This is a genomic window from Synechococcus sp. 8F6, from assembly GCF_002252665.1.
Taxonomy (GTDB): Bacteria; Cyanobacteriota; Cyanobacteriia; order PCC-6307; family Cyanobiaceae; genus Cyanobium_A.
Genome location: NZ_NQKZ01000004.1, coordinates 146,680 through 163,906 on the forward strand (window position 1 = coordinate 146,680; position 17,227 = coordinate 163,906).

Here is a 17,227-nt window from a genome sequence, read left to right on the forward strand (position 1 = left end):
AGCCTCAGAAACTGAAGCCCAGCCGAGCGCCGACGCGCAGCTGGTCGTTGCCGAGCAGCTGGCCGAGATCGAGCAGGCCGGCGGCATTGGAGACGTAGAGATCCACGGTGGTGCTGCTCGAGGCCAGCCAGCGCAGGGCGATGGAGCCGTTGGTGCCGTTGGTGCCACCGAGGTCGGTGGCCACCAGATTCACTTCCGGGATCAGCTGAAAGCGTGGCCCGAGCTGCAGGTTGGCGGCCAGGCCGACGCCCCAGCTGGTGCCGCTGCCACTCCAGGCCACTTTGGGGTTGAGGTGAAAGGCCAGCGTTGGGGTGGCCTCCCAGGTGTTCATGGTTTCAAAGAAGAGGTAGCCCTGCTTGCTGCTCTCGTCTTCATTGCGGCCGAGGGAGATGCGGCCAGCGGCCCAGAGCGGCAGGCCTTTGGAGGGTCGAAACACCATGGCTTTGCCACCAAAGCGCAGGTTGAGGCCGCCGTCGCCGGCGAAGGTGTTCACGAAGGAATTGCGGGGCTCGATGCCGTTGAACACACCGGCCGCCAGCTGGAACTGGAAGTCGTTCGACACCGAATAGCCGCTGCCGGCAAAGAGGTTGCCGCGGCTGTCGCCATTCAGCCAGATCTGGGTGGTGCCGTTGGCGGGGGTGAGGGCGGTGTTGACGAACAGGCCACCGAGGGCAAGGGAGGCCTGGCGGGGGGTGTAGCGGGGGCTGGGGGAATCGAGCGCGCCGGGATTCCAGGAAAAGCGAGCGCTGAGCATGGGCTCCGAGGGCGCGCTGGGCAGGGCGAGGATGGCGGTGGCGGGGCTAAGGCCAAAGCCGTTGGTGATGCTGGCCTCCAGACCAATGCGGGGGTTGACGGCGATGTTGGCGCCGGCCGAGAGGATCGGCACCCGCGAGTACACCAGATCGCCATCGAAGGCGTTGTTGCCGGGGCCGAGGGGCAGCATGGCGGAGCCGAAGAGCTGCACCTGGTTGCCGAGGCGGTAGCTGGCGCCCAGGCCGAGGCTGATGTTGGTGCCGTAAAACTCACCGGCGCCGCCTTGGTCGGCCCCCTGGCTGCCCGGCAAAAAGCTCACCGCTGGCACAAAGGAGAGCTGCAGGTTGCGGTTGGCCTGCCAGGAGAGGGGCAGGGAGAGGGCGCCGATCCAGTTGCGGGTGAAGACGGACTGGCCGGAGTTGTTGAAGATGTTGGGCGTGCCGGCGTCATCGCAGCTCACGCTGCCGCCGCAGCCGCTGCCCACGGTGAAGAGCTCGAGGGCTCCTTCGGCGGCGAGCTGCCAGCTGCCGGCGCCCTCGCCCTGGCCCGCCAGCCGGGCCCGCAGGCTGCCGCCGTAGACGGTCCAGAGGTTGGCGGGGCGGCTGGGGATCGGCGCGAAGAGGGGGTCGTCGGCGTAGGTGTAGGTGGCGCTGAACAGCAGGTTGGGGCTGATCACCAGATCGAGCCGGGCGGCGTAGTTTTGGTTGCCGGAGCCGCCGGCGGCGCCGCCATCGCCGGGGCTCACCTGCTGGAAGCTGATCTGATCGCCGCCGATGTCCGGCAACACGGCGGTGGGCAGCTGGCCGAGGCGCAGCAGGAGCAGGTAATCGGCCCAGGTGGGCATCAGGTTGGCGAGGCGCTCCTCGGCTTCCGCAAAGCTGTTGGGGGCGGCGGATTGGGGGCTCGGCGTGGGGCTGGCCCCATCGAGCGGGATCGCCCCTTCTGGTAGCGCCTCCCAGGTAGGCGGAGCGAGCGGGGCCTGGAGGCTGTCGACGGGGGTCCAGCTGGGGGGCTCGCTGCTGCCGGCGGGCCCGGGCGGCACTGGCTCAAAGGGCACGGTGGTGGAGCTGGGCGCAGTGGGGCCTGGCACGGGCTGCCACTGCACGGGCTCGGCGGCAACTCTGGCCAGGGGCAGCAGGCTCAGGGCGCCGAAGCCGGCGAGGGTGGCCGCGCGCCGCTCAGGCCGCATTGGTGGACGTGGCCGTGAGCAGCAGCCAGCCGGTGAGGGGGCGGCCCTGGAGCTCGAGCTGCTGGCGCAGCTGGGCCAGCTGGGGGCGGGTGGCGGCGCCGGGGGCTGTCACCACCAGCTGGTGATCGCAGCGGCCGGCGGCGAGCAGATCGGTGCTGCAGTGGAGCTGGGCGCCAGGCAACTGCTGGCTGAGGATCGCCTGCAGCTGCTGCAGCCGCGGCTCCTGGGGCTGCAGGCCCAGGGGGATCAGGGCCAGCTGCCGGCTACCGGCCAGCACCCCCTGGCTGAGCAGGGCCAGATCGGCCTGGAGGGTTGCGCTGCTGGAGCCATCGAGGCGGGCCAGTAGGGGGCCGGGCAGCAGGCTCTGCAGTTCATCGTCGGCGAACACGCGGCCGCTGCGGCGATCCGCTAGCAGGGCGGCGCCGCTGCCTGCCACTAGTCCCGCCAGCAGGCCCAAGGCCAGGATTCGGGCCTTGCGGGGCGCCACGGGCCGATCCAGGAGGGTGGGGGTGGAGATGAGTTCCCAGGGCTCCTGCTTGCGGGCCTGCTCGAGCGCAAGCACCTGGCGCTCGGTTTCCAGCTTGGTGAGGGTGGCTTCATCGCGGGCGGCTTCGCGCAGCAGCTCGCGGTAGCGGATCAGCACCCCCTTGGGCCGCTCGGCAGCGGCCATGCGGGCCTGGGCCGCGGTGCGGCGGGCTTGGAGATAGCCGAAGGTCTGCTTTTTCAACGTCTCGATCAGCACCCGGCGCCGCTCCTTGAGCCGGCGAATGCTGTCTTCCTTGTCGGTGAATTTGGCCCGTAAGGAGGCCAGACTGATGTCCATCGCATCGAGGGTTGCTGGCAGGCCTTGGGAGGCGAGCTCGGGGATGGTGCGACCGATGTACATCACGGCCTCGGGGTCGTCGCCGAGGGTGCTCAGTTGCTTGAGCTGCTCATTCACGTTGCGAATGTCATTGGCAGCCTGCACACGAATGGCCTCAATGTTCAGTGCATTTTTGATTTCATCATCCTGGCCTTCTCCCTGCAGTGCGGTGAGATCCTGCTCAATCGCAAACTGCTGGGCCCGGCGCAGGGAGGCCACGCTCTGCACCCGATAGCGGGCGATCTGCTCATCGAGGTAGCGGATTGCCTGGGAGATGCCGCGTTCGCGATCGCGGCCGGAATAGGTCTGGTAAGCCGTGGAGATGCGTTGCAGCACGGGCCGCACCCTGGCCTGGTCGGTGTCGCGGTAGCTGAGGTTGAGCACGGAGGTGCCTTTCTCGAGCTCGATCGTGAGGTTGTCCTTCAGCCAGTCGCTGTAGCGCCAGTTTTCAACGTCGTCGCCGGCGCGGAGCTTCTCCTGCTTGACGTAGTCGAACACCGGTTTGAGCACCGAGGGACTCTCGAGGATCTTGACTTCGGTTTCGAGTTGGTTGCCGCTTCCCTTCACGCCGATCAGGCCAGCCAGGCCTGGATTGTTTTGCATCAGAGCTTGGGCACCGCCGCCACCGGCTGGCTCCTTGCTGGCCAGCACGATTTGGAATTCCCCTTCCCACACCTTCGGGGAGAGGAAGGCATTGAGGGCTGAGAGCAGGAGGGCGCCGCCGGCCACCTTGGCGATCAGGGGCCAGCGGCGGCCCAGGGCGGCGGCGAGTTGGCTGAGATCGATCTCGTCGTCAGCCGGCGCGGAGCTGGGTGCGGGGGTGCTGGTCATCAGCGGAACCCCCTGAACAGGCTGTACACCGCGTAGATGCCCACAATCGGTCCTGTGATCTCGTTCATCACACTGATGCCGGCAGAAAGGGCGGACTCCTGAACCCGGATGATGTCGCCGGCCATCAGGATTGGATTGGCAGGGGCATCGCTGGGGGCATTGGGGTTGTAGGCAAACTGGCGGCGATCGAGCTCCCCTTCGCGGGTGAAGCGGATGAATTCCACCTTGCCGCGCAGCAGGGAGGGGCCGCCGGCGAGGTTGAGAGCCTGGTTGAGGGAAGAGCCCTGGGGCAGGGTCACGCCCCCCGGGGTCTTGACGCGACCGCTCACATACACCTGCAAAAACTGGGGGCTGAGGTTGGTTTGCCCGGCCTTGAGTAGTTGATCGCGCAGCACCACGGGGCTCTTGCCCACGCTCACCACATCGCCGTCGAAGAGGCGGATGTTCTGGGATTCGTCGCCTTCGGTGATCAGAGTGAGGAAGTTGAGCTGGGTGCGGATGCGGCCACCGCCGGAGCTGAGGGCCTGCTGGCGGGTCACCTGCACGGTGGCGAGATCCGAGTAGGGAGTGATCCCTTGGGCCGTGCGGATGGCGTCAAACACGGTGGGGAAGAGAGCGCCGAAGGTGCTGATCCCGCCGCCCGCAAAGCCAATTCCATTTCCAGATGCAGCACCAGGCACCTGGTTGAGGCCAGGCCGGGTTTCAGCCGTGGCGGTTCCGGCGGCGAGCTGGCTGGCTTCCGCTGCGCTGGAGAGGCTGCCGAGTTCCTGGCTGCCACTGAGCGTGTAATACCCCGGCCGCCGCACCTCGCCGCCCACGTAGATGCGGATCGGCCGGTAGCCGACCGGGCGCAGGTAGATCTCCGGGTTTTTGACGTAGGCGCGGAACTGCTCGGTGAGGAAGTAGCGCAGCTCCTCCACGGTGAGGCCCTCCACATAAAGGGCCCGCAGGCGCGGGAGATACATGGTGCCGTCGGGCCCGATCGTGAACACGCCGCTGAGCTCGGGGATGTCGAGAAGCTCCACCTGAAGGGTGTCGCCGGGGCCGAGGATGTAGGCGTTGTAGGTGACGCGGGCCCTGGCGGAGCTGGACGTTGCTGGGGATGAACCCTGGGTGGGACCAGCCCATGCCAATGGGGCCTGGAGGGCGGCCAGGGCCAGGGTCAATCCGATGCTGCAGAGAGATGGGCGGTGCAACAGAACTGCAGCTTGAGCTCAGAGCTACCATAAGCTAGGGTCCGTATGCAGCCAGGGAGATCCCTGTTCTGAGATTTATGCGGAATGTGCATATTTTTTTTGGGGAGAATGGGCGGCACTTCTGTCCTGGACGTGGTTGAATTAGAAGTTTCGAGACGGTTGAGCGCAGCTCCCGTCCGAGCTCCGTTCAAAGCCATTGCTGTGTTCGAAGCCATTCCGATCATTCGTGTTTCTCGCCTTTGTTCCCCCAACGCTGAAGGCGTTTAGAAACTTTCATGGCTAATCCAGGTGAGCGAGTCACTGGCGTGAACTGCACCTGGGAGCGCTGGTGGTCGCCCTGGCCCAGCCTCGATGAAGGCCTCGGCAAGGAGCTCGCCCGTAAACGCCTTAGCATGTGCTGATCATGCACAAGTGTTCATGGCGGCTCGAAACGATCCAGGCCTCTCTCGAGATCGAGTCACAGAGCGGGCCACAGAGCGAGTAGCCGTGTTGATGACACCCACAGAAAAGGCTGCCTACACCAATCGGGCCCACAGCCTTGGACTCTCGCTCGGCCAGTTTTTCCGTGAGGCAGGAGCGGCCTACGCCCACCGCGACACCACCCACCGCAACGCCGAGGCCGATACCCGTGCTCTCGCTGAAGCAGAAGCATTCGAAGCTGCCCTGAATCAGCTCCAACTCAGTACGAGCCGAGCAGAACAGACCCTGGATGCGGCATTGGCCGAGGTGCGCACTGCCTTGATGAAGCCCCAGCCTTGATGAGGGCCAAGCCTTGAGCGTCCAGCCATGAGTGTCACAGATCGGATTCTCTCGGCTCTCACCACCGTGATCCGAATGAACAACAAGGTGGAAGAGATGGCAGGGCTGATGAAGGAGCAGCAACGCCGTCTCGACGACCTGAACGGCCGGGTGATCCGGCTGGAAACGATGCTGGAGATCGCCCTGAACCGCCCAGGCGGCGGATCCCCACGCCTTGGCGGGCAGTGATGAGCCCCGCATCACGGCAGCAGCTTCCTGGTAGGGGTAAAGGTGGACCTTCTTCAGCGCCACCGCCCACAACGCCTGCGGGCATCAACGCCTGAGCAGGGGCCTGATTCCCATCGGTTGGCCCTGTTGGATTCCGTACAAGCTGTACAGAATCAAGACGAAGGTAACCATCGCCCTTTAATTGCTCCGCTCGGTGACGCCTTCCCTCAGCGCCGCCCTCTGCCCCCCCCTCACCCCGATGACCTCCAGCCCCACCGCAGCCAAAACCGCCCTGATCACCGGCATCACCGGGCAAGACGGCAGCTACCTGGCGGAGCTCCTCCTGGAGAAGGGCTACACGGTGCATGGCATCAAGCGGCGGGCCAGCAGCTTCAACACCGCCCGGATCGATCACCTCTACCAGGATCCCCACGAGAGCGATCCACGGCTGGTGCTGCACTACGGCGATCTCACGGACAGCACCAACCTGATCCGGATCATCCAGCAGGTGCAGCCCGATGAGATCTACAACCTCGGCGCCCAGAGCCATGTGGCGGTGAGTTTCGAGGCTCCCGAATACACAGCCAACTCCGATGCCCTCGGCACCCTGCGGATCCTCGAGGCCGTCCGGATGCTCGGGCTCAGCGCCAAAACCCGCATCTATCAGGCCAGCACCTCCGAGCTCTACGGCCTGGTGCAGGAGATCCCCCAGAAGGAAACCACGCCCTTCTACCCGCGCAGCCCCTACGGCGTGGCAAAGCTCTATGCCTACTGGATTACGGTGAACTACCGCGAGGCCTACGGCATGTATGCCTGCAACGGCATTCTGTTTAACCACGAATCGCCGCGGCGCGGCGAAACGTTTGTGACCCGCAAGATCACCCGCGGCCTGGCCCGCATTAACGAAGGCCTGGAGGATTGCCTCTACATGGGCAACCTCGATTCGCTGCGCGACTGGGGTCATGCCCGCGACTATGTGGAGATGCAGTGGCGGATGCTGCAGCAGCCCGGCATCCCGGAAGATTTCGTGATCGCCACGGGCCGGCAGGAATCGGTGCGGCGCTTCATCGAGCTGGCGGCCGGTGAGCTGGGATGGGGGGCGATGGAGTGGCAGGGAGAAGGCGTGGAGGAAACCGGCCGCCGCGCTGACACCGGCGCCGTGGTGGTGCGCATTGATCCCCGTTATTTCCGCCCAGCCGAAGTGGAAACCCTCCTCGGCGATCCCAGCAAGGCCCACGAGAAGTTGGGCTGGACGCCCACCACAACGCTGGAGGAGCTGGTGGCCGAGATGGTTGCCACCGATAAAGAAGAGGCTGCCAAGGAGGCCCTTTTGCGCCGCAAGGGCTTCGCGGTGGTGGGCTCCATGGAAAACCCACCCACCAACGCAGCTGGCGTGGGCTGATGGCGGAGGACATCCGCTGGCAACAGCGCTTCAGCAATTACTGCAAAGCGCTTGAGCGGCTGGAGGATTTCCTGGAGCCTCCGGCGTTGAATGAACGCGAGCAGCAGGGGCTGATCAAGGCGTTTGAATACACCTACGAGCTCGCCTGGAACACCCTGCGAGATCTATTGCGCAGCCAAGGCGATGCCTCCCTGCTGGGATCGCGTGACACCTTGCGCGAAGCCTTCCGCCTTGGCCTGATCGAGCAGGGCGAAGCCTGGATGCTGATGCTTCAAGACCGCAATCTCACCAGCCACACCTACAACCGCGCCACGGCGGATGCCATTGGGGCTCAGATCATCGATTGCTACTTGCCCTGTTTTCAGCAGTTGCGCAGCAGGCTGGAGCAGCGGGTTCAGGAGGAAGCGCCATAAACATCCCGGCACAGGCGCAAGAGCGGCTCCTAGCCGTGCTCACAGCACAGCCGCAGGTGGAGCGCATCTGGCTGTTCGGCTCGCGGGCGATGGGGCGTGAGCAGCCAGGGTCTGATCTGGATCTCTGTCTGGAGGCCCCGCAGCTGAGCCACAGCGATCGCCTGCGGCTGCTGAACGCCGTGGATGATTTGTGCCTTCCCTGGCAGGTGGATCTGGTGCTGCGCCACGAGCTGCCCGTCGAGCTCGAGGCTCATGTGCAGCGGCTGGGCCGCTGCCTCTGGACCCAGCCATAACGACCGGTTGCCGCTCAGGCCTCATTTCTGGCTGAGCTAGCTAGAAAGGAGGTTGCTGATCATTCAGGTCAACATGCTCTATGCCAAGAGCCAGCTCTCGCGCTTGGTGAAAGCAGCCCTGGCTGGGGAGGAGGTGATTATTGCCAGCCATGGCAAGGCTCAAGTGAAGTTAGTGCCCTGCACTGCGGTTACCGGCTTGAAGCGGCCTGGAGCTCTGGCTGCTGCCTCGCCCGCTCTCGTGCCAGCCCATGTGGATGCCGGTTTCAGTGAGGCTGTGGATCAGCAGGTTGCACGGCTGTTTGGCAGCTGATGCGCCTGCTGATCGACACCCAGGTAATGCTCTGGTGGCTGCTCGACGATCCCCGGTTGAGCGCCGAAACCCGTGATCTGATGGCAGCGAGCCCTTGCGTGGTGTCCGTCGCCAGCATCTGGGAGGTGGCTATCAAGCATCGCCTGGGCAAGCTGCCTGTGGCACCCGCTGCCTTTCGTGATCAGAGCCTCGCTGCTGTTGCGTTGCTTTTGCCTGTGCTGGATGGTCATGCGATTCAAACTGCCCAGCTCCCTCTGGTGCACCACGATCCTTTCGACCGCCTGTTGATTGCCCAGGCCCAAGTGGAGGGTCTGATGGCGTTGTCATTGGACGCCCATTGGCCTGCTTACGACGTGTCGCTGCATCGCGTCTGAGGGTGTTTCCCGGCGAGCTGGCGGCCAGCTGTCAGCAGATCTTGGCCAGCCGCCCTGATCTGGACAAGTTTGTGCTGCCTATGCAGATGCAAATACTTCCCCATGCTGCTCAAACTGCTGGACGCATGAGAGTCACAGCCGATCTGCCGGATCTAAATCTGTGACTGGCACTGGCCTGCCCCTCATTCCGCACCGGGGTGGTGAGAGTGCTGGCGTGACCTTTCTGCTCGACACCAACGTGTTGTCTGAACCGATGCGGGAGCGGCCGGATGCCGTGGTGCTGGCCGAGCTGTGATTGATGAGCTGAGCTAGGGCATCCAGCGCTTGGCCAACGGCCGCAGAAAACAGCGGTTCCGCAGTTATCTGCAGAACCTGCTCTCAAGCGGCCTGCCTGTGCTGCCTTACGACAGTGCTGCGGCGCTCTGGCATGGCGAACAGCGCGCTCGCCTTGAGGCACCGGGATTGCGGCCTGGCTTTGCTGATGGACAGATCGCCGCGATTGCTGCAACCCAGGGCGCGGTCACCTTCCGCCAACTCAACCACCGCAGCGGCACCCTCACAGGCGCCCCCTCTGATTTGCAGCTGTGCTGGAGTCTGTACAGCTGTACAGATTCACAGAGGCGCCCAAATGGTGATGGCGGTTGACTCCCCCCTGAGCCGCCAGGCGTCCCAGCCCGAACAAACCACTCAGCCTCCTGCTGCCAGCAACACCCGGCGCCACCAGGTCCCGCACGGGCTGCAGCCCTAACCCGCGGCTACCTTTTCGCCAGCAAGCGCCCGCAGCCAGTGAATACCGACCGCTGGTACTACCGGGTTTTCCAGAGCGCCCCCGACCTGATCCGCGCCCTCCTGCCCGGCTCAGCCGCCGCCGACAACCCGCTGGGCCTCGACCCCGGCGCCCCCGGCGATCGGCTCTATCGCTTTGAGGCGCTCGAGATCAAAGAGCTCAGCCACCGCCTCGATGGTGTTTTGTGGCCGCGCCAAAGCACTGGCTGCGCCGAAACCGGCAGCCCCGAGTTTCCCGTGGTGCTGCTGGAGGTGCAGATGCATCCGGATCTAGGCTTCCACCACCGCCTGGCGGCGCAGACCTATCGCTTCCTGCAGCAGCAGCCCCAGGTGGAGCACTGGGCCGTGCTGGTGATCACGCCCCACAACCGCCTCAAGCTCGGCCCCACCAAGGCGCTGCAGGTGTTTTTGGAACAACAGGTGGTGTGGCTCAGCCTTGAGGAGCTGAGCCAGCAGCCCAATCTCGACCCCTTGCTCAACCTGCTCACCCTGCCGGTGCGGCCCGAGAGCGAACTGGCAGCTTGCAGTCAGCAGATCCTGGCCAGTCGCCCTGATTTAAAAACAGTTGTACTGCCTATGCTGGTACAAAGATTTCCTGAACTCACCGAGGATCAAATCATGGTGATAGCCGGCATCCCCCGAGAAGAGATCCGCCATACCAGGGCGGTACAGGATTGGCTGGCAGAAGGCCGCCAGGAAGGCGAAGCCCGCGGCGAAGCCAAGGTGACCCTCCGCCTCCTCAACCGCCGCTGCGGCCCACTTACTGGCGCCACCACCACCCAGATCCAGGCCCTACCGCTGGAGCAGCTGGAAGTCCTTGCCGATGCCCTCCTCGACTTCCAGGGCCCGGCCGACCTGGCCGCCTGGCTGGCCGCCAACGCCTGAAACGGGGTCTTGATTCGGCTGTTCGGGATTCTGTACAGCTTGTACGGAATCGTTCACGTCACTACTTCAGTGCTGCTCAAACTGCTGGACGCATGAGAGTCACAGCCGATCTGCCAGATCTAGATCTGTGACTGGCACTGGCCAGCCCCTCAATGGTGATGGCAGAACTTGAGCAGAGTGGTCACAGCCTGCAGACAGCCAGCCTGGTGATTCATGACCTGAGCTAGGGCATCCAGCGCTTGGCCAACGGCTGCAGAAAACAGCGCTTCCGTAGTTATCAGCAGAACCTGCGGCCCCAGGATCACGCTCCCACTGAAATGGTTCTTTTCGCCATGCCCTCCCTGATCACCCCTGCCGACCGCATCTTCGTGGCCGGCCACCGCGGTATGGCGGGCAGCGCTATCTGCCGGGCGCTGCAGCGGGCGGGCTTCCCCAACCTGCTCACGGCCAGCCACGCCGAGCTGGATCTGGAAGACGGCCACGCTGTGCAGCGCTGGTTTGCCGAGCACCAGCCCTCGGTGGTGGTGCTTGCGGCCGCCAAGGTGGGCGGCATCCAGGCCAACAGCAGCTTCCCGGCAGACTTTCTGCTGGAGAACCTCAAGATCCAGACCCATGTGATCGAAACGGCCTGGCGCAGCGGTGTTAGGCGGCTGCTGTTTCTGGGCAGCAGCTGCATCTACCCGAAGTTCGCCGAGCAGCCGATCCGCGAGGAGGCGCTGCTCACCGGTGCGCTGGAGCCCACGAATGAGTGGTATGCCATCGCCAAGATCACCGGCATCAAGCTGTGCGCTGCGCTGCGCTGCCAGCACGGCTTTGATGCGATCAGCCTGATGCCCACCAATCTGTACGGCCCTGGCGACAATTACCACCCCACCAACAGCCACGTGCTGCCGGCCTTGATCCGCCGCTTCCATGAGGCCGCGGAGACCAACGCCCCGAGCGTGACCTGCTGGGGCACCGGTTCACCGCTGCGCGAGTTTCTGCATGTGGATGACCTCGGCGAGGCCTGCGTGTTTGCTCTGGAGCAGTGGCAGCCGGGGCCTGAGGACCAGCAGTTCCTGAACGTGGGCACCGGCGTGGACCTGAGCATCCGCGAGCTGGCGGAGACGGTGGCCACCGCCACGGGCTACCAAGGCGCAATCGAATGGAACAGCAGCAAGCCCGATGGCACCCCGAAGAAGCAGCTGGATGTGAGCCGGCTGGCGGCATTGGGCTGGCGGGCCCGGATCCCACTGGCGGAAGGCCTGGCGAGCACGGTGGCGCTGTTTCGCGAGGAGCTGGCGCAGCAGCTGGTGCGGCTCTGACAACAGGCGATGCATGTGCTGCAGTCGCTAAAGTTGCAGCACATGGAGTCCCAGTCGTGAAGGAGCTCAACATCCGAGAGATGCGAGCCAGCCTCGGTCAGCTGGCTGAGCTGGTTGCTGCAGAGGGTGAGTTGCTGATCAGCCGGCGAGGAGAGCCAATCGCACGGGTGCTGCCGATGGTTCCGCAACGCCGGCGTCCCGACCATGCCGAGCTGCGCGAGCGGATGCCGCTGCTTCGATCCAGCGCCGCTGATCTGATCCGCGCTGAGCGCGATGAGCGTTGAGCAACGCGCCTATCTCGACACCAGCGCGCTGGCGAAGTGGTACCTCAACGAAGTTGGGTCTGAGTCGTTTGTTGAGTTTCTGCAGGGACTCGGGTCGGCCGTGATCAGCACCCTCACGGTGACGGAGATGCGCTCGTTGCTGAGCCGCCGGCGCCGCATGGGCGATCTTTCGGTTGAGCTGGAGTCGTTGCTGTTTGCAGCACTCCTCAGCGACATCGATCGTGGCTGGCTGCTGCAGGCCTCGGTGAGTGATGCGCGTTTTGCCGAAGCAACGAACTTGATCGCGCGTTATCCAGATCATCCGCTGCGCACTCTTGATGCGCTTCATCTCACAGTGGCTGCCGATCAGGGTGTGTCTGTTCTGGCCACGGCCGATAAGGTGATGGCTGACGCTGCCGCGAGCATGGGCTTTCAAGTGGCGCGCTTTTAATCCCCCATAAACGAACCCCGAAGAAACTCACCTTGCCGCCAGCCAGCGCTCGCATCCTCTGAACACTGATCGCTGGTACTACCGCGTCTTTCAGAGCGCCCCGGACCTGATCCGTGCACTCCTGCCCGGTGCGGAGCCCACCTCAGAAGCTCTGAGCCTCGACCCATCAGCACCCGGTGACCGCCTTTATCGCTATGAAGCCCCTGAAATCAAAGAGCTGAGCCATCGCCTCGATGGCGTGCTTTGGCCCAGGGAGAGCACCGGCTGCGGGGAAACCGGCAGCCCCGCGTTTCCGGTGGTGCTCCTGGAGGTGCAGATGCACCCAGATCCTGGCTTCCACCACCGCCTGGCGGCACAGACCTACCGCTTTCTGCAGCAACACCCCCAGGTGGAGCACTGGGCGGTGGTGGTGATCACGCCCCACAGCCGGCTCAGCCTGGGCCCCACCCAGGCGCTGCAGCTGTTCCTGCGCCAGGTGGCGTGGATCAACCTCGAAGAGCTGAGCCGCAGGATTCCGCTGGATCCCCTGCTCAACTTGCTCACCCTGCCGATCCGGCCCGAAAGTGAACTGGCGGCCAGCAGTCAGCAGATTCTGGCCAGCCGCCCTGATCTCGAGCAGGTCGTGCTGCCTATGCTGATGCAGCGGTATCCAGAGCTCAGCAGGGAGGAAATCATGGTGATTGCTGGTATCCCCCACGAAGAATTGCGCCACACCCGCGCTGCTCAGGAGTGGCTGGCAGAGGGCCGCCAGGAGGGCCGCCAAGATGAGGCCGCAGCGATGACCCTCCGCCTCCTCAACCGCCGCTGCGGCTCCCTGAGCGAAGCCACCACCGGTCAGATCCAGGCCCTGCCGCTGGAGCAGCTAGAAGCCCTTGCTGATGCCCTGCTCGACTTCCAGGGCCCGGCAAACCTGGCCACCTGGCTGGCCGCCAACAGCTGAATCGGCCGATCGCGGGGCCTGACGCTGATCGCAAGGGCCCGAAGCTTCAGCTCCAATCTGCAGCCCCAATCGCCGATCACCACCCTCCAGGATTCCGTACAGCCTGTACAGAACCCGCAACCCTGTTCAGAACCCGCGACAGCGCTGGTTGCACCGCTGCCGACGTTGCGCGGCGCGCTTTCCAGCTAGCGTAGGGGAGGTGTAGGCCATCAACGATGACGCTCACCCCCAGCGCGACTCCGGATGTGCTGCCGCTGAAGTTTCCTTCAGGGCTGCGTCTCACGCCTGAGCAATTCGAGCTTGTCTGCGCTGAGAACCGTGAGGCGGTGCTTGAGTTGGCCGCGGATGGTCGTGTCATTGCGATGACGCCCACGGGCAGTGAAACCAGCGGACGCAACAGTGAGTTGCTGTTTCAGCTCCAGCAGTACGCCAAAGCAAGCGGCGACTGGAAAGTGTTTGAGAGCTCAGGCGGATTTCGGCTGCCCGACGGTTCGGTGGTGAGCCCCGATGCCTCGTTGGTTCGCCTGGATCGCTGGCGGGCCCTCAGCGCCGATGAGCGTCGACGCTTCGCCCCCCTCTGCCCAGACCTGGTGGTGGAACTGGCCAGCCCCAGCGATCAGGGGCCACGAGGTGTGCACGCGTTGCGCCAGAAGATGGCGGCCTATCAGCGCAACGGTGCCCGCCTCGGCTGGCTGTTTCTGCCTGAGGAGCGCTCGGTTGAGGTGTGGCATCCGGCTCGTGATCCGCAGCGCCTTGAACATCCAGCGGTTCTCACCGCTTCCCCCGAATTCCCCGGCTTGACGCTGCAACTGGCTGAGATCTGGGCGGCCTGAAGGGATCGATCAGATCTGATAGACGATTATCGGCTGATCCGCGACATCCAGGATGCTGAACTCGTTGCTCTGATGCCGTCATAGGGCTTCTTGGAGGTGCTTCCCCCCGAGCCGCCAGGAGCCCCAGCCCGAACGAAACGCTCGGCCTGCTGCCGCCAACGAGGCTCCACCCGCGCCAGCCCCTGCACGGCCTGCAGCCCTAACCTGAAACCATCGCCAGCACGGGTCATGACGCGTCAATTCAATGTGGTGGTGGAGCGCGACGCCGAAGGTTTTTTCGTGGCCACGCTGCCGAGCCTGCCGGGCTGCCACACCCAGGCACGATCCCTCGACGAGCTGATGGAGCGTGTGCGTGAGGTGATCGAGTTAACCCTGGAGGCAACAGGGAAGACAGCCTGCAACCAAATTCTTGGAAGGATGCCGACTGGCTGATCTCCCATGCAGTTCAGCCAACACGCCCTCGATAAATGCGCGCTCTATGGCGTCAACCCCGAGCTTGTGCAAGACGCCCTTGCAAGCGGTGAGACCTTTCTCGATCTCAACCGGGGCGGCAGCCGGGCACGGGTGTTCGAATTTCTGGATCGTCCCTGGGTGGCCGTGCTCACTCCGGATGACGCCAGGGTGATTACGGTGTATCCAACCGATCAACGCACCGTGGAGGCCCGCCGGGCCGGAGGCCGATGGCTGTTTCTGAACCGTTGACCCTGCCGGATCAGCTGCGGAGCATGCGCCAGTCGGTGGATGCAGACACCGGCGCGATCCTGTTTCGCCATCCAACCCTCCAGGGCATCCCCGATCTGGTGGTGGAGGGAGACGGTTACACCATGGAATTCATCGGTCCTACCTTGCTCTGCCTCGACATCATCGATCCAGGAGCCCTGGGCCGCCTGCTGGCAGAACCGATCAAGCAGCAACTTCCTGTGGGCCTTGGCCACTGACCATCCCGGGCCCAGCCGACCTGGCCACCTGGCTAGCCGCCAACGCCTGAGGCCCCAGCTCCTCAATCCGTAAGCCTCTTGGAGGGGCTTCCCCTTGAGCCGCCAGGATCCCTCGCCCGAACGAACTGCTCAGTCGCCACCCGCCAACGAGGCTCCACACGCAACAAGCCCCCTCACGGGCTGCAGCCCCACCCCCAAGCCGCGGCTAACTTTTCGCCAGCCAGCGCTCGCAACCTTGAATACCGACCGCTGGTATTACCGCGTCTTCCAGAGCGCCCCCGACCTGATCCGCGCGCTGCTGCCGGGCTCGGCCGGCGCCGCCAACACGCTGAGCCTCGATCCCTCAGCTCCCGGCGACAGCCTCTACCGATTTAAGGCCCTTGAGCTCAAGGAGCTGAGCCACCGCCTCGACGGCGTGCTTTGGCCCAGTAGTGCTGCTGGAGGTGCAAATGCACCCCGATCCAGGCTTTAACCACCGCCTGGCGGCGCAGACCTACCGCTTTCTGCAGCACCCCCCCCGGGTGGAGCACTGGGCCGTGCTGGTGATCACGCCGCACAACCGTCTCAAGCTCGGCCCCACCCAGGCCCTTCAGGTTTTCCTGAACCTGCTCACGCTGCCAATCCGCCCAGAAAGCGAGCTTCCGAGCAGCAGCAGGGAGATCCTTGCCAGCCGGCCTGATCTTGACAAGGTTGTGCTGGCTATGCTGATGCAACGGCTTCCCCAACTCAGTAACGAGGAGATCATGGTGATCGCGGGCATTCCCATGGAAGAGCTGCGCCACACCAGGGCGGCGCAGGACTGGCTGGCCGAGGGCCGCCAGGAGGGCCTGCAGGAGGGCCTGCAGGAGGGAAAGGCCAGTGAAGCCGCCAAAATGACCCTCCGCCTCCTCAAGCGCCGCTGCGGCCCCCTCTCAGAAACCACCACCGCCCAGATCCAGGCCCTGCCCCTGGAGCAACTCGAGGCCCTGGCTGACGCCCTGCTCGACTTCCAGGGCCCGACCGACCTATCCGCCTGGCTGGCCGCCAACGGCTGAAGCAGAACCTCCAAGGCTGTTTTTGAGCGCTCTAGCGACGCCAATGCCACCACCATCCATCGGCCGTGGCCGCCGCTGGAGACAAGGGCTGATGGCCCTACCAGAGAAGCCTGAAGGGGAACGCCTGAAGCGCTGGGCGGCCAGCAAACGATCAAAGGGTGCACGTGAAGGGCAACAGCTGAAACCACTGGGCTGCAAGCAACCCGGGCAGATCATCGAGCAATTCTCTGGCCGCTGGCAGCTTGCCCAGGCGCACCTTGGTGGCGATCTCCCAACCGGAGACGGCGCTCACATCGACCGCATTGGCGGGATCGCTGATGGCGGCGTGGGCGGCAGGCGAGAGACGATCCGGCTCAGCCAGCTACCACAGGAGAGCATGGGTGTCGAGCAACAGCGGCGTCATCACGGGCAAGGTCAGAGGAGAGGCTGCTCCAAGGCAGCAAGCTCCTCCTGCTGCTCACGGTGATTCCCATGCAGCTGTTGAGTTATCACATCGCGGCCCACCGGGGCCTGGATGTGGATCAGCCGCGCAACCTGGCCAAGAGCGTCACTGTGGAGTGAGCTCTGCCCCTCGGCAGTTCCTTTCACTATTGTTATTTTCCCCATGTCGATTCATCCTTCAGTCAGCATTCACCCCACGGCGCTCGTTGATGAAGGGGCCACGATCGGAGCTGAAAGCCGTATTTGGCACTGGGTGCATATCAGTGGTGGTGCTGTGATCGGGGAACGCTGCTCCTTTGGCCAAAATGTGTTTGTGGGCAATCGGGTGCGGATCGGCAATAATGTCAAGATTCAGAACAACGTCTCGGTGTACGACAACGTGACCTTGGAAGACAACGTGTTTTGCGGGCCGAGCATGGTGTTTACTAACGTTTACAACCCTCGATCGGCTGTCAGCCGCAAGGATGAATACCGAGATACCTGGGTGGAGCAGGGCGTAACGCTCGGGGCGAATTGCACGATCGTCTGCGGAACACGCGTTGGGCACCATGCCTTCATTGGCGCTGGGGCTGTTGTGAATCGCGATGTGAAGCCCTTTGCCCTGATGGTGGGCGTGCCGGCCAGGCAGGTTGGCTGGATGAGTGCGTTCGGTGAACGGGTTGAGCTTCCCCTTCAGGGCGCAGGATCGTGGACATGTCCTGATACCGGAGATCGCTATGAGCTATCCGGTGATGTGTTGAATTACTTGCCCGATCAGGGCTAA

22 protein-coding genes and 1 pseudogene are annotated in these 17,227 nt (G+C 64.2%); 20 read left to right on the plus strand and 3 right to left on the minus strand.

Going from position 1 to position 17,227, the window contains the following annotated elements; genetic code table 11:
* Positions 1-4: 4 nt before the first annotated feature.
* Genes CJZ78_RS04995 through CJZ78_RS05005 form a run of 3 tightly spaced genes read right to left on the minus strand, consistent with a single transcriptional unit; the run spans position 5 to position 4,801 of the window.
* Positions 5-1,942, minus strand: a complete 1,938-nt coding sequence (locus CJZ78_RS04995) for a hypothetical protein (protein ID WP_094559783.1) — start codon at positions 1,940-1,942, stop codon at positions 5-7.
* Complete coding sequence (locus CJZ78_RS05000; RefSeq protein WP_094559784.1) at positions 1,932-3,635, minus strand: Wzz/FepE/Etk N-terminal domain-containing protein; 1,704 nt, start codon at positions 3,633-3,635, stop codon at positions 1,932-1,934. Before CJZ78_RS05000 ends, CJZ78_RS04995 begins: the two co-directional genes overlap by 11 nt.
* Positions 3,635-4,801 carry a polysaccharide biosynthesis/export family protein gene (locus CJZ78_RS05005; protein ID WP_233128501.1) on the minus strand — a complete coding sequence of 389 codons (1,167 nt, stop codon included), beginning with the start codon at positions 4,799-4,801 and terminating at the stop codon, positions 3,635-3,637. Before CJZ78_RS05005 ends, CJZ78_RS05000 begins: the two co-directional genes overlap by 1 nt.
* Before the next feature lie 522 nt (positions 4,802-5,323).
* Between CJZ78_RS05005 and CJZ78_RS05010 the strand changes: the two genes are divergently transcribed.
* The 20 genes and pseudogenes from CJZ78_RS05010 to CJZ78_RS05105 all read left to right on the plus strand — a co-directional run bounded on the left by CJZ78_RS05010 (position 5,324) and on the right by CJZ78_RS05105 (position 17,227).
* Positions 5,324-5,590: a hypothetical protein gene (locus CJZ78_RS05010; RefSeq protein WP_094559786.1), complete on the plus strand. Its 267-nt coding sequence runs from the start codon at positions 5,324-5,326 to the stop codon at positions 5,588-5,590.
* Between the two features lie 27 nt (positions 5,591-5,617).
* On the plus strand, positions 5,618-5,818 hold the full coding sequence (locus tag CJZ78_RS05015; protein ID WP_094559787.1) for a hypothetical protein: 201 nt from the start codon (positions 5,618-5,620) through the stop codon (positions 5,816-5,818).
* A gap of 238 nt (positions 5,819-6,056) precedes the next feature.
* On the plus strand, positions 6,057-7,199 hold the full coding sequence (gmd, locus tag CJZ78_RS05020; protein WP_094559788.1) for a GDP-mannose 4,6-dehydratase: 1,143 nt from the start codon (positions 6,057-6,059) through the stop codon (positions 7,197-7,199).
* Complete coding sequence (locus CJZ78_RS05025; RefSeq protein WP_094559789.1) at positions 7,199-7,612, plus strand: nucleotidyltransferase substrate binding protein; 414 nt, start codon at positions 7,199-7,201, stop codon at positions 7,610-7,612. Before gmd ends, CJZ78_RS05025 begins: the two co-directional genes overlap by 1 nt.
* Positions 7,613-7,647: 35 nt before the next feature.
* On the plus strand, positions 7,648-7,905 hold the full coding sequence (locus tag CJZ78_RS05030) for a nucleotidyltransferase domain-containing protein (protein WP_233128502.1): 258 nt from the start codon (positions 7,648-7,650) through the stop codon (positions 7,903-7,905).
* 52 nt (positions 7,906-7,957) lie between these two features.
* A complete protein-coding gene (locus CJZ78_RS05035) occupies positions 7,958-8,215 on the plus strand; it encodes a type II toxin-antitoxin system Phd/YefM family antitoxin (protein ID WP_233128503.1) in 258 nt (85 codons plus the stop codon).
* Positions 8,215-8,589, plus strand: a complete 375-nt coding sequence (locus tag CJZ78_RS05040) for a type II toxin-antitoxin system VapC family toxin (protein ID WP_094559790.1) — start codon at positions 8,215-8,217, stop codon at positions 8,587-8,589. The genes CJZ78_RS05035 and CJZ78_RS05040 overlap by 1 nt, the downstream gene beginning before the upstream one ends.
* A 160-nt stretch (positions 8,590-8,749) precedes the next feature.
* Complete coding sequence (locus CJZ78_RS14645; RefSeq protein WP_143592846.1) at positions 8,750-8,884, plus strand: type II toxin-antitoxin system VapC family toxin; 135 nt, start codon at positions 8,750-8,752, stop codon at positions 8,882-8,884.
* Positions 8,885-9,375: 491 nt separating this feature from the next.
* Positions 9,376-10,260: a DUF2887 domain-containing protein gene (locus CJZ78_RS05050; protein ID WP_094559792.1), complete on the plus strand. Its 885-nt coding sequence runs from the start codon at positions 9,376-9,378 to the stop codon at positions 10,258-10,260.
* A gap of 332 nt (positions 10,261-10,592) precedes the next feature.
* Positions 10,593-11,564, plus strand: coding sequence for a GDP-L-fucose synthase (locus tag CJZ78_RS05055; RefSeq protein ID WP_094559847.1), 972 nt, complete (start codon positions 10,593-10,595; stop codon positions 11,562-11,564).
* 56 nt (positions 11,565-11,620) lie between these two features.
* On the plus strand, positions 11,621-11,848 hold the full coding sequence (locus tag CJZ78_RS05060; protein ID WP_094559793.1) for a type II toxin-antitoxin system Phd/YefM family antitoxin: 228 nt from the start codon (positions 11,621-11,623) through the stop codon (positions 11,846-11,848).
* Complete coding sequence (locus CJZ78_RS05065) at positions 11,838-12,278, plus strand: type II toxin-antitoxin system VapC family toxin (RefSeq protein ID WP_094559794.1); 441 nt, start codon at positions 11,838-11,840, stop codon at positions 12,276-12,278. The genes CJZ78_RS05060 and CJZ78_RS05065 overlap by 11 nt, the downstream gene beginning before the upstream one ends.
* 58 nt (positions 12,279-12,336) lie before the next feature.
* Positions 12,337-13,218 carry a DUF2887 domain-containing protein gene (locus CJZ78_RS05070; RefSeq protein ID WP_255373947.1) on the plus strand — a complete coding sequence of 294 codons (882 nt, stop codon included), beginning with the start codon at positions 12,337-12,339 and terminating at the stop codon, positions 13,216-13,218.
* A 215-nt stretch (positions 13,219-13,433) separates the two neighbouring features.
* A complete protein-coding gene (locus CJZ78_RS05075) occupies positions 13,434-14,051 on the plus strand; it encodes a Uma2 family endonuclease (RefSeq protein WP_094559796.1) in 618 nt (205 codons plus the stop codon).
* A 228-nt stretch (positions 14,052-14,279) separates the two neighbouring features.
* Positions 14,280-14,483 carry a type II toxin-antitoxin system HicB family antitoxin gene (locus CJZ78_RS05080; RefSeq protein ID WP_094559797.1) on the plus strand — a complete coding sequence of 68 codons (204 nt, stop codon included), beginning with the start codon at positions 14,280-14,282 and terminating at the stop codon, positions 14,481-14,483.
* 6 nt (positions 14,484-14,489) lie between these two features.
* Complete coding sequence (locus CJZ78_RS05085; RefSeq protein ID WP_094559798.1) at positions 14,490-14,753, plus strand: DUF4258 domain-containing protein; 264 nt, start codon at positions 14,490-14,492, stop codon at positions 14,751-14,753.
* Positions 14,732-14,989, plus strand: coding sequence for a hypothetical protein (locus CJZ78_RS05090; RefSeq protein ID WP_158217033.1), 258 nt, complete (start codon positions 14,732-14,734; stop codon positions 14,987-14,989). Before CJZ78_RS05085 ends, CJZ78_RS05090 begins: the two co-directional genes overlap by 22 nt.
* Positions 14,990-15,224: 235 nt before the next feature.
* Positions 15,225-15,534: pseudogene (locus tag CJZ78_RS14020) on the plus strand (DUF2887 domain-containing protein); the annotation flags it as partial.
* Between the two features lie 219 nt (positions 15,535-15,753).
* On the plus strand, positions 15,754-16,023 hold the full coding sequence (locus tag CJZ78_RS14650; protein ID WP_255373948.1) for a DUF4351 domain-containing protein: 270 nt from the start codon (positions 15,754-15,756) through the stop codon (positions 16,021-16,023).
* Between the two features lie 604 nt (positions 16,024-16,627).
* Complete coding sequence (locus tag CJZ78_RS05105; protein ID WP_094559802.1) at positions 16,628-17,227, plus strand: acyltransferase; 600 nt, start codon at positions 16,628-16,630, stop codon at positions 17,225-17,227.

Bases quoted from the DNA above. Each gene is read 5' to 3' on its own strand.
- CJZ78_RS04995 (WP_094559783.1), bottom strand. From the start codon at position 1,942: ATGCGGCCTGAGCGGCGCGCGGCCACCCTCGCCGGCTTCGGCGCCCTG.
- CJZ78_RS05000 (WP_094559784.1), bottom strand. From the start codon at position 3,635: ATGACCAGCACCCCCGCACCCAGCTCCGCGCCGGCTGACGACGAGATC.
- CJZ78_RS05010 (WP_094559786.1), top strand. From the start codon at position 5,324: ATGACACCCACAGAAAAGGCTGCCTACACCAATCGGGCCCACAGCCTT.
- CJZ78_RS05015 (WP_094559787.1), top strand. From the start codon at position 5,618: ATGAGTGTCACAGATCGGATTCTCTCGGCTCTCACCACCGTGATCCGA.
- gmd (WP_094559788.1), top strand. From the start codon at position 6,057: ATGACCTCCAGCCCCACCGCAGCCAAAACCGCCCTGATCACCGGCATC.
- CJZ78_RS05025 (WP_094559789.1), top strand. From the start codon at position 7,199: ATGGCGGAGGACATCCGCTGGCAACAGCGCTTCAGCAATTACTGCAAA.
- CJZ78_RS05040 (WP_094559790.1), top strand. From the start codon at position 8,215: ATGCGCCTGCTGATCGACACCCAGGTAATGCTCTGGTGGCTGCTCGAC.
- CJZ78_RS05055 (WP_094559847.1), top strand. From the start codon at position 10,593: ATGCCCTCCCTGATCACCCCTGCCGACCGCATCTTCGTGGCCGGCCAC.
- CJZ78_RS05065 (WP_094559794.1), top strand. From the start codon at position 11,838: ATGAGCGTTGAGCAACGCGCCTATCTCGACACCAGCGCGCTGGCGAAG.
- CJZ78_RS05075 (WP_094559796.1), top strand. From the start codon at position 13,434: ATGACGCTCACCCCCAGCGCGACTCCGGATGTGCTGCCGCTGAAGTTT.
- CJZ78_RS05080 (WP_094559797.1), top strand. From the start codon at position 14,280: ATGACGCGTCAATTCAATGTGGTGGTGGAGCGCGACGCCGAAGGTTTT.
- CJZ78_RS05085 (WP_094559798.1), top strand. From the start codon at position 14,490: ATGCAGTTCAGCCAACACGCCCTCGATAAATGCGCGCTCTATGGCGTC.
- CJZ78_RS05090 (WP_158217033.1), top strand. From the start codon at position 14,732: ATGGCTGTTTCTGAACCGTTGACCCTGCCGGATCAGCTGCGGAGCATG.
- CJZ78_RS14650 (WP_255373948.1), top strand. From the start codon at position 15,754: ATGGAAGAGCTGCGCCACACCAGGGCGGCGCAGGACTGGCTGGCCGAG.
- CJZ78_RS05105 (WP_094559802.1), top strand. From the start codon at position 16,628: ATGTCGATTCATCCTTCAGTCAGCATTCACCCCACGGCGCTCGTTGAT.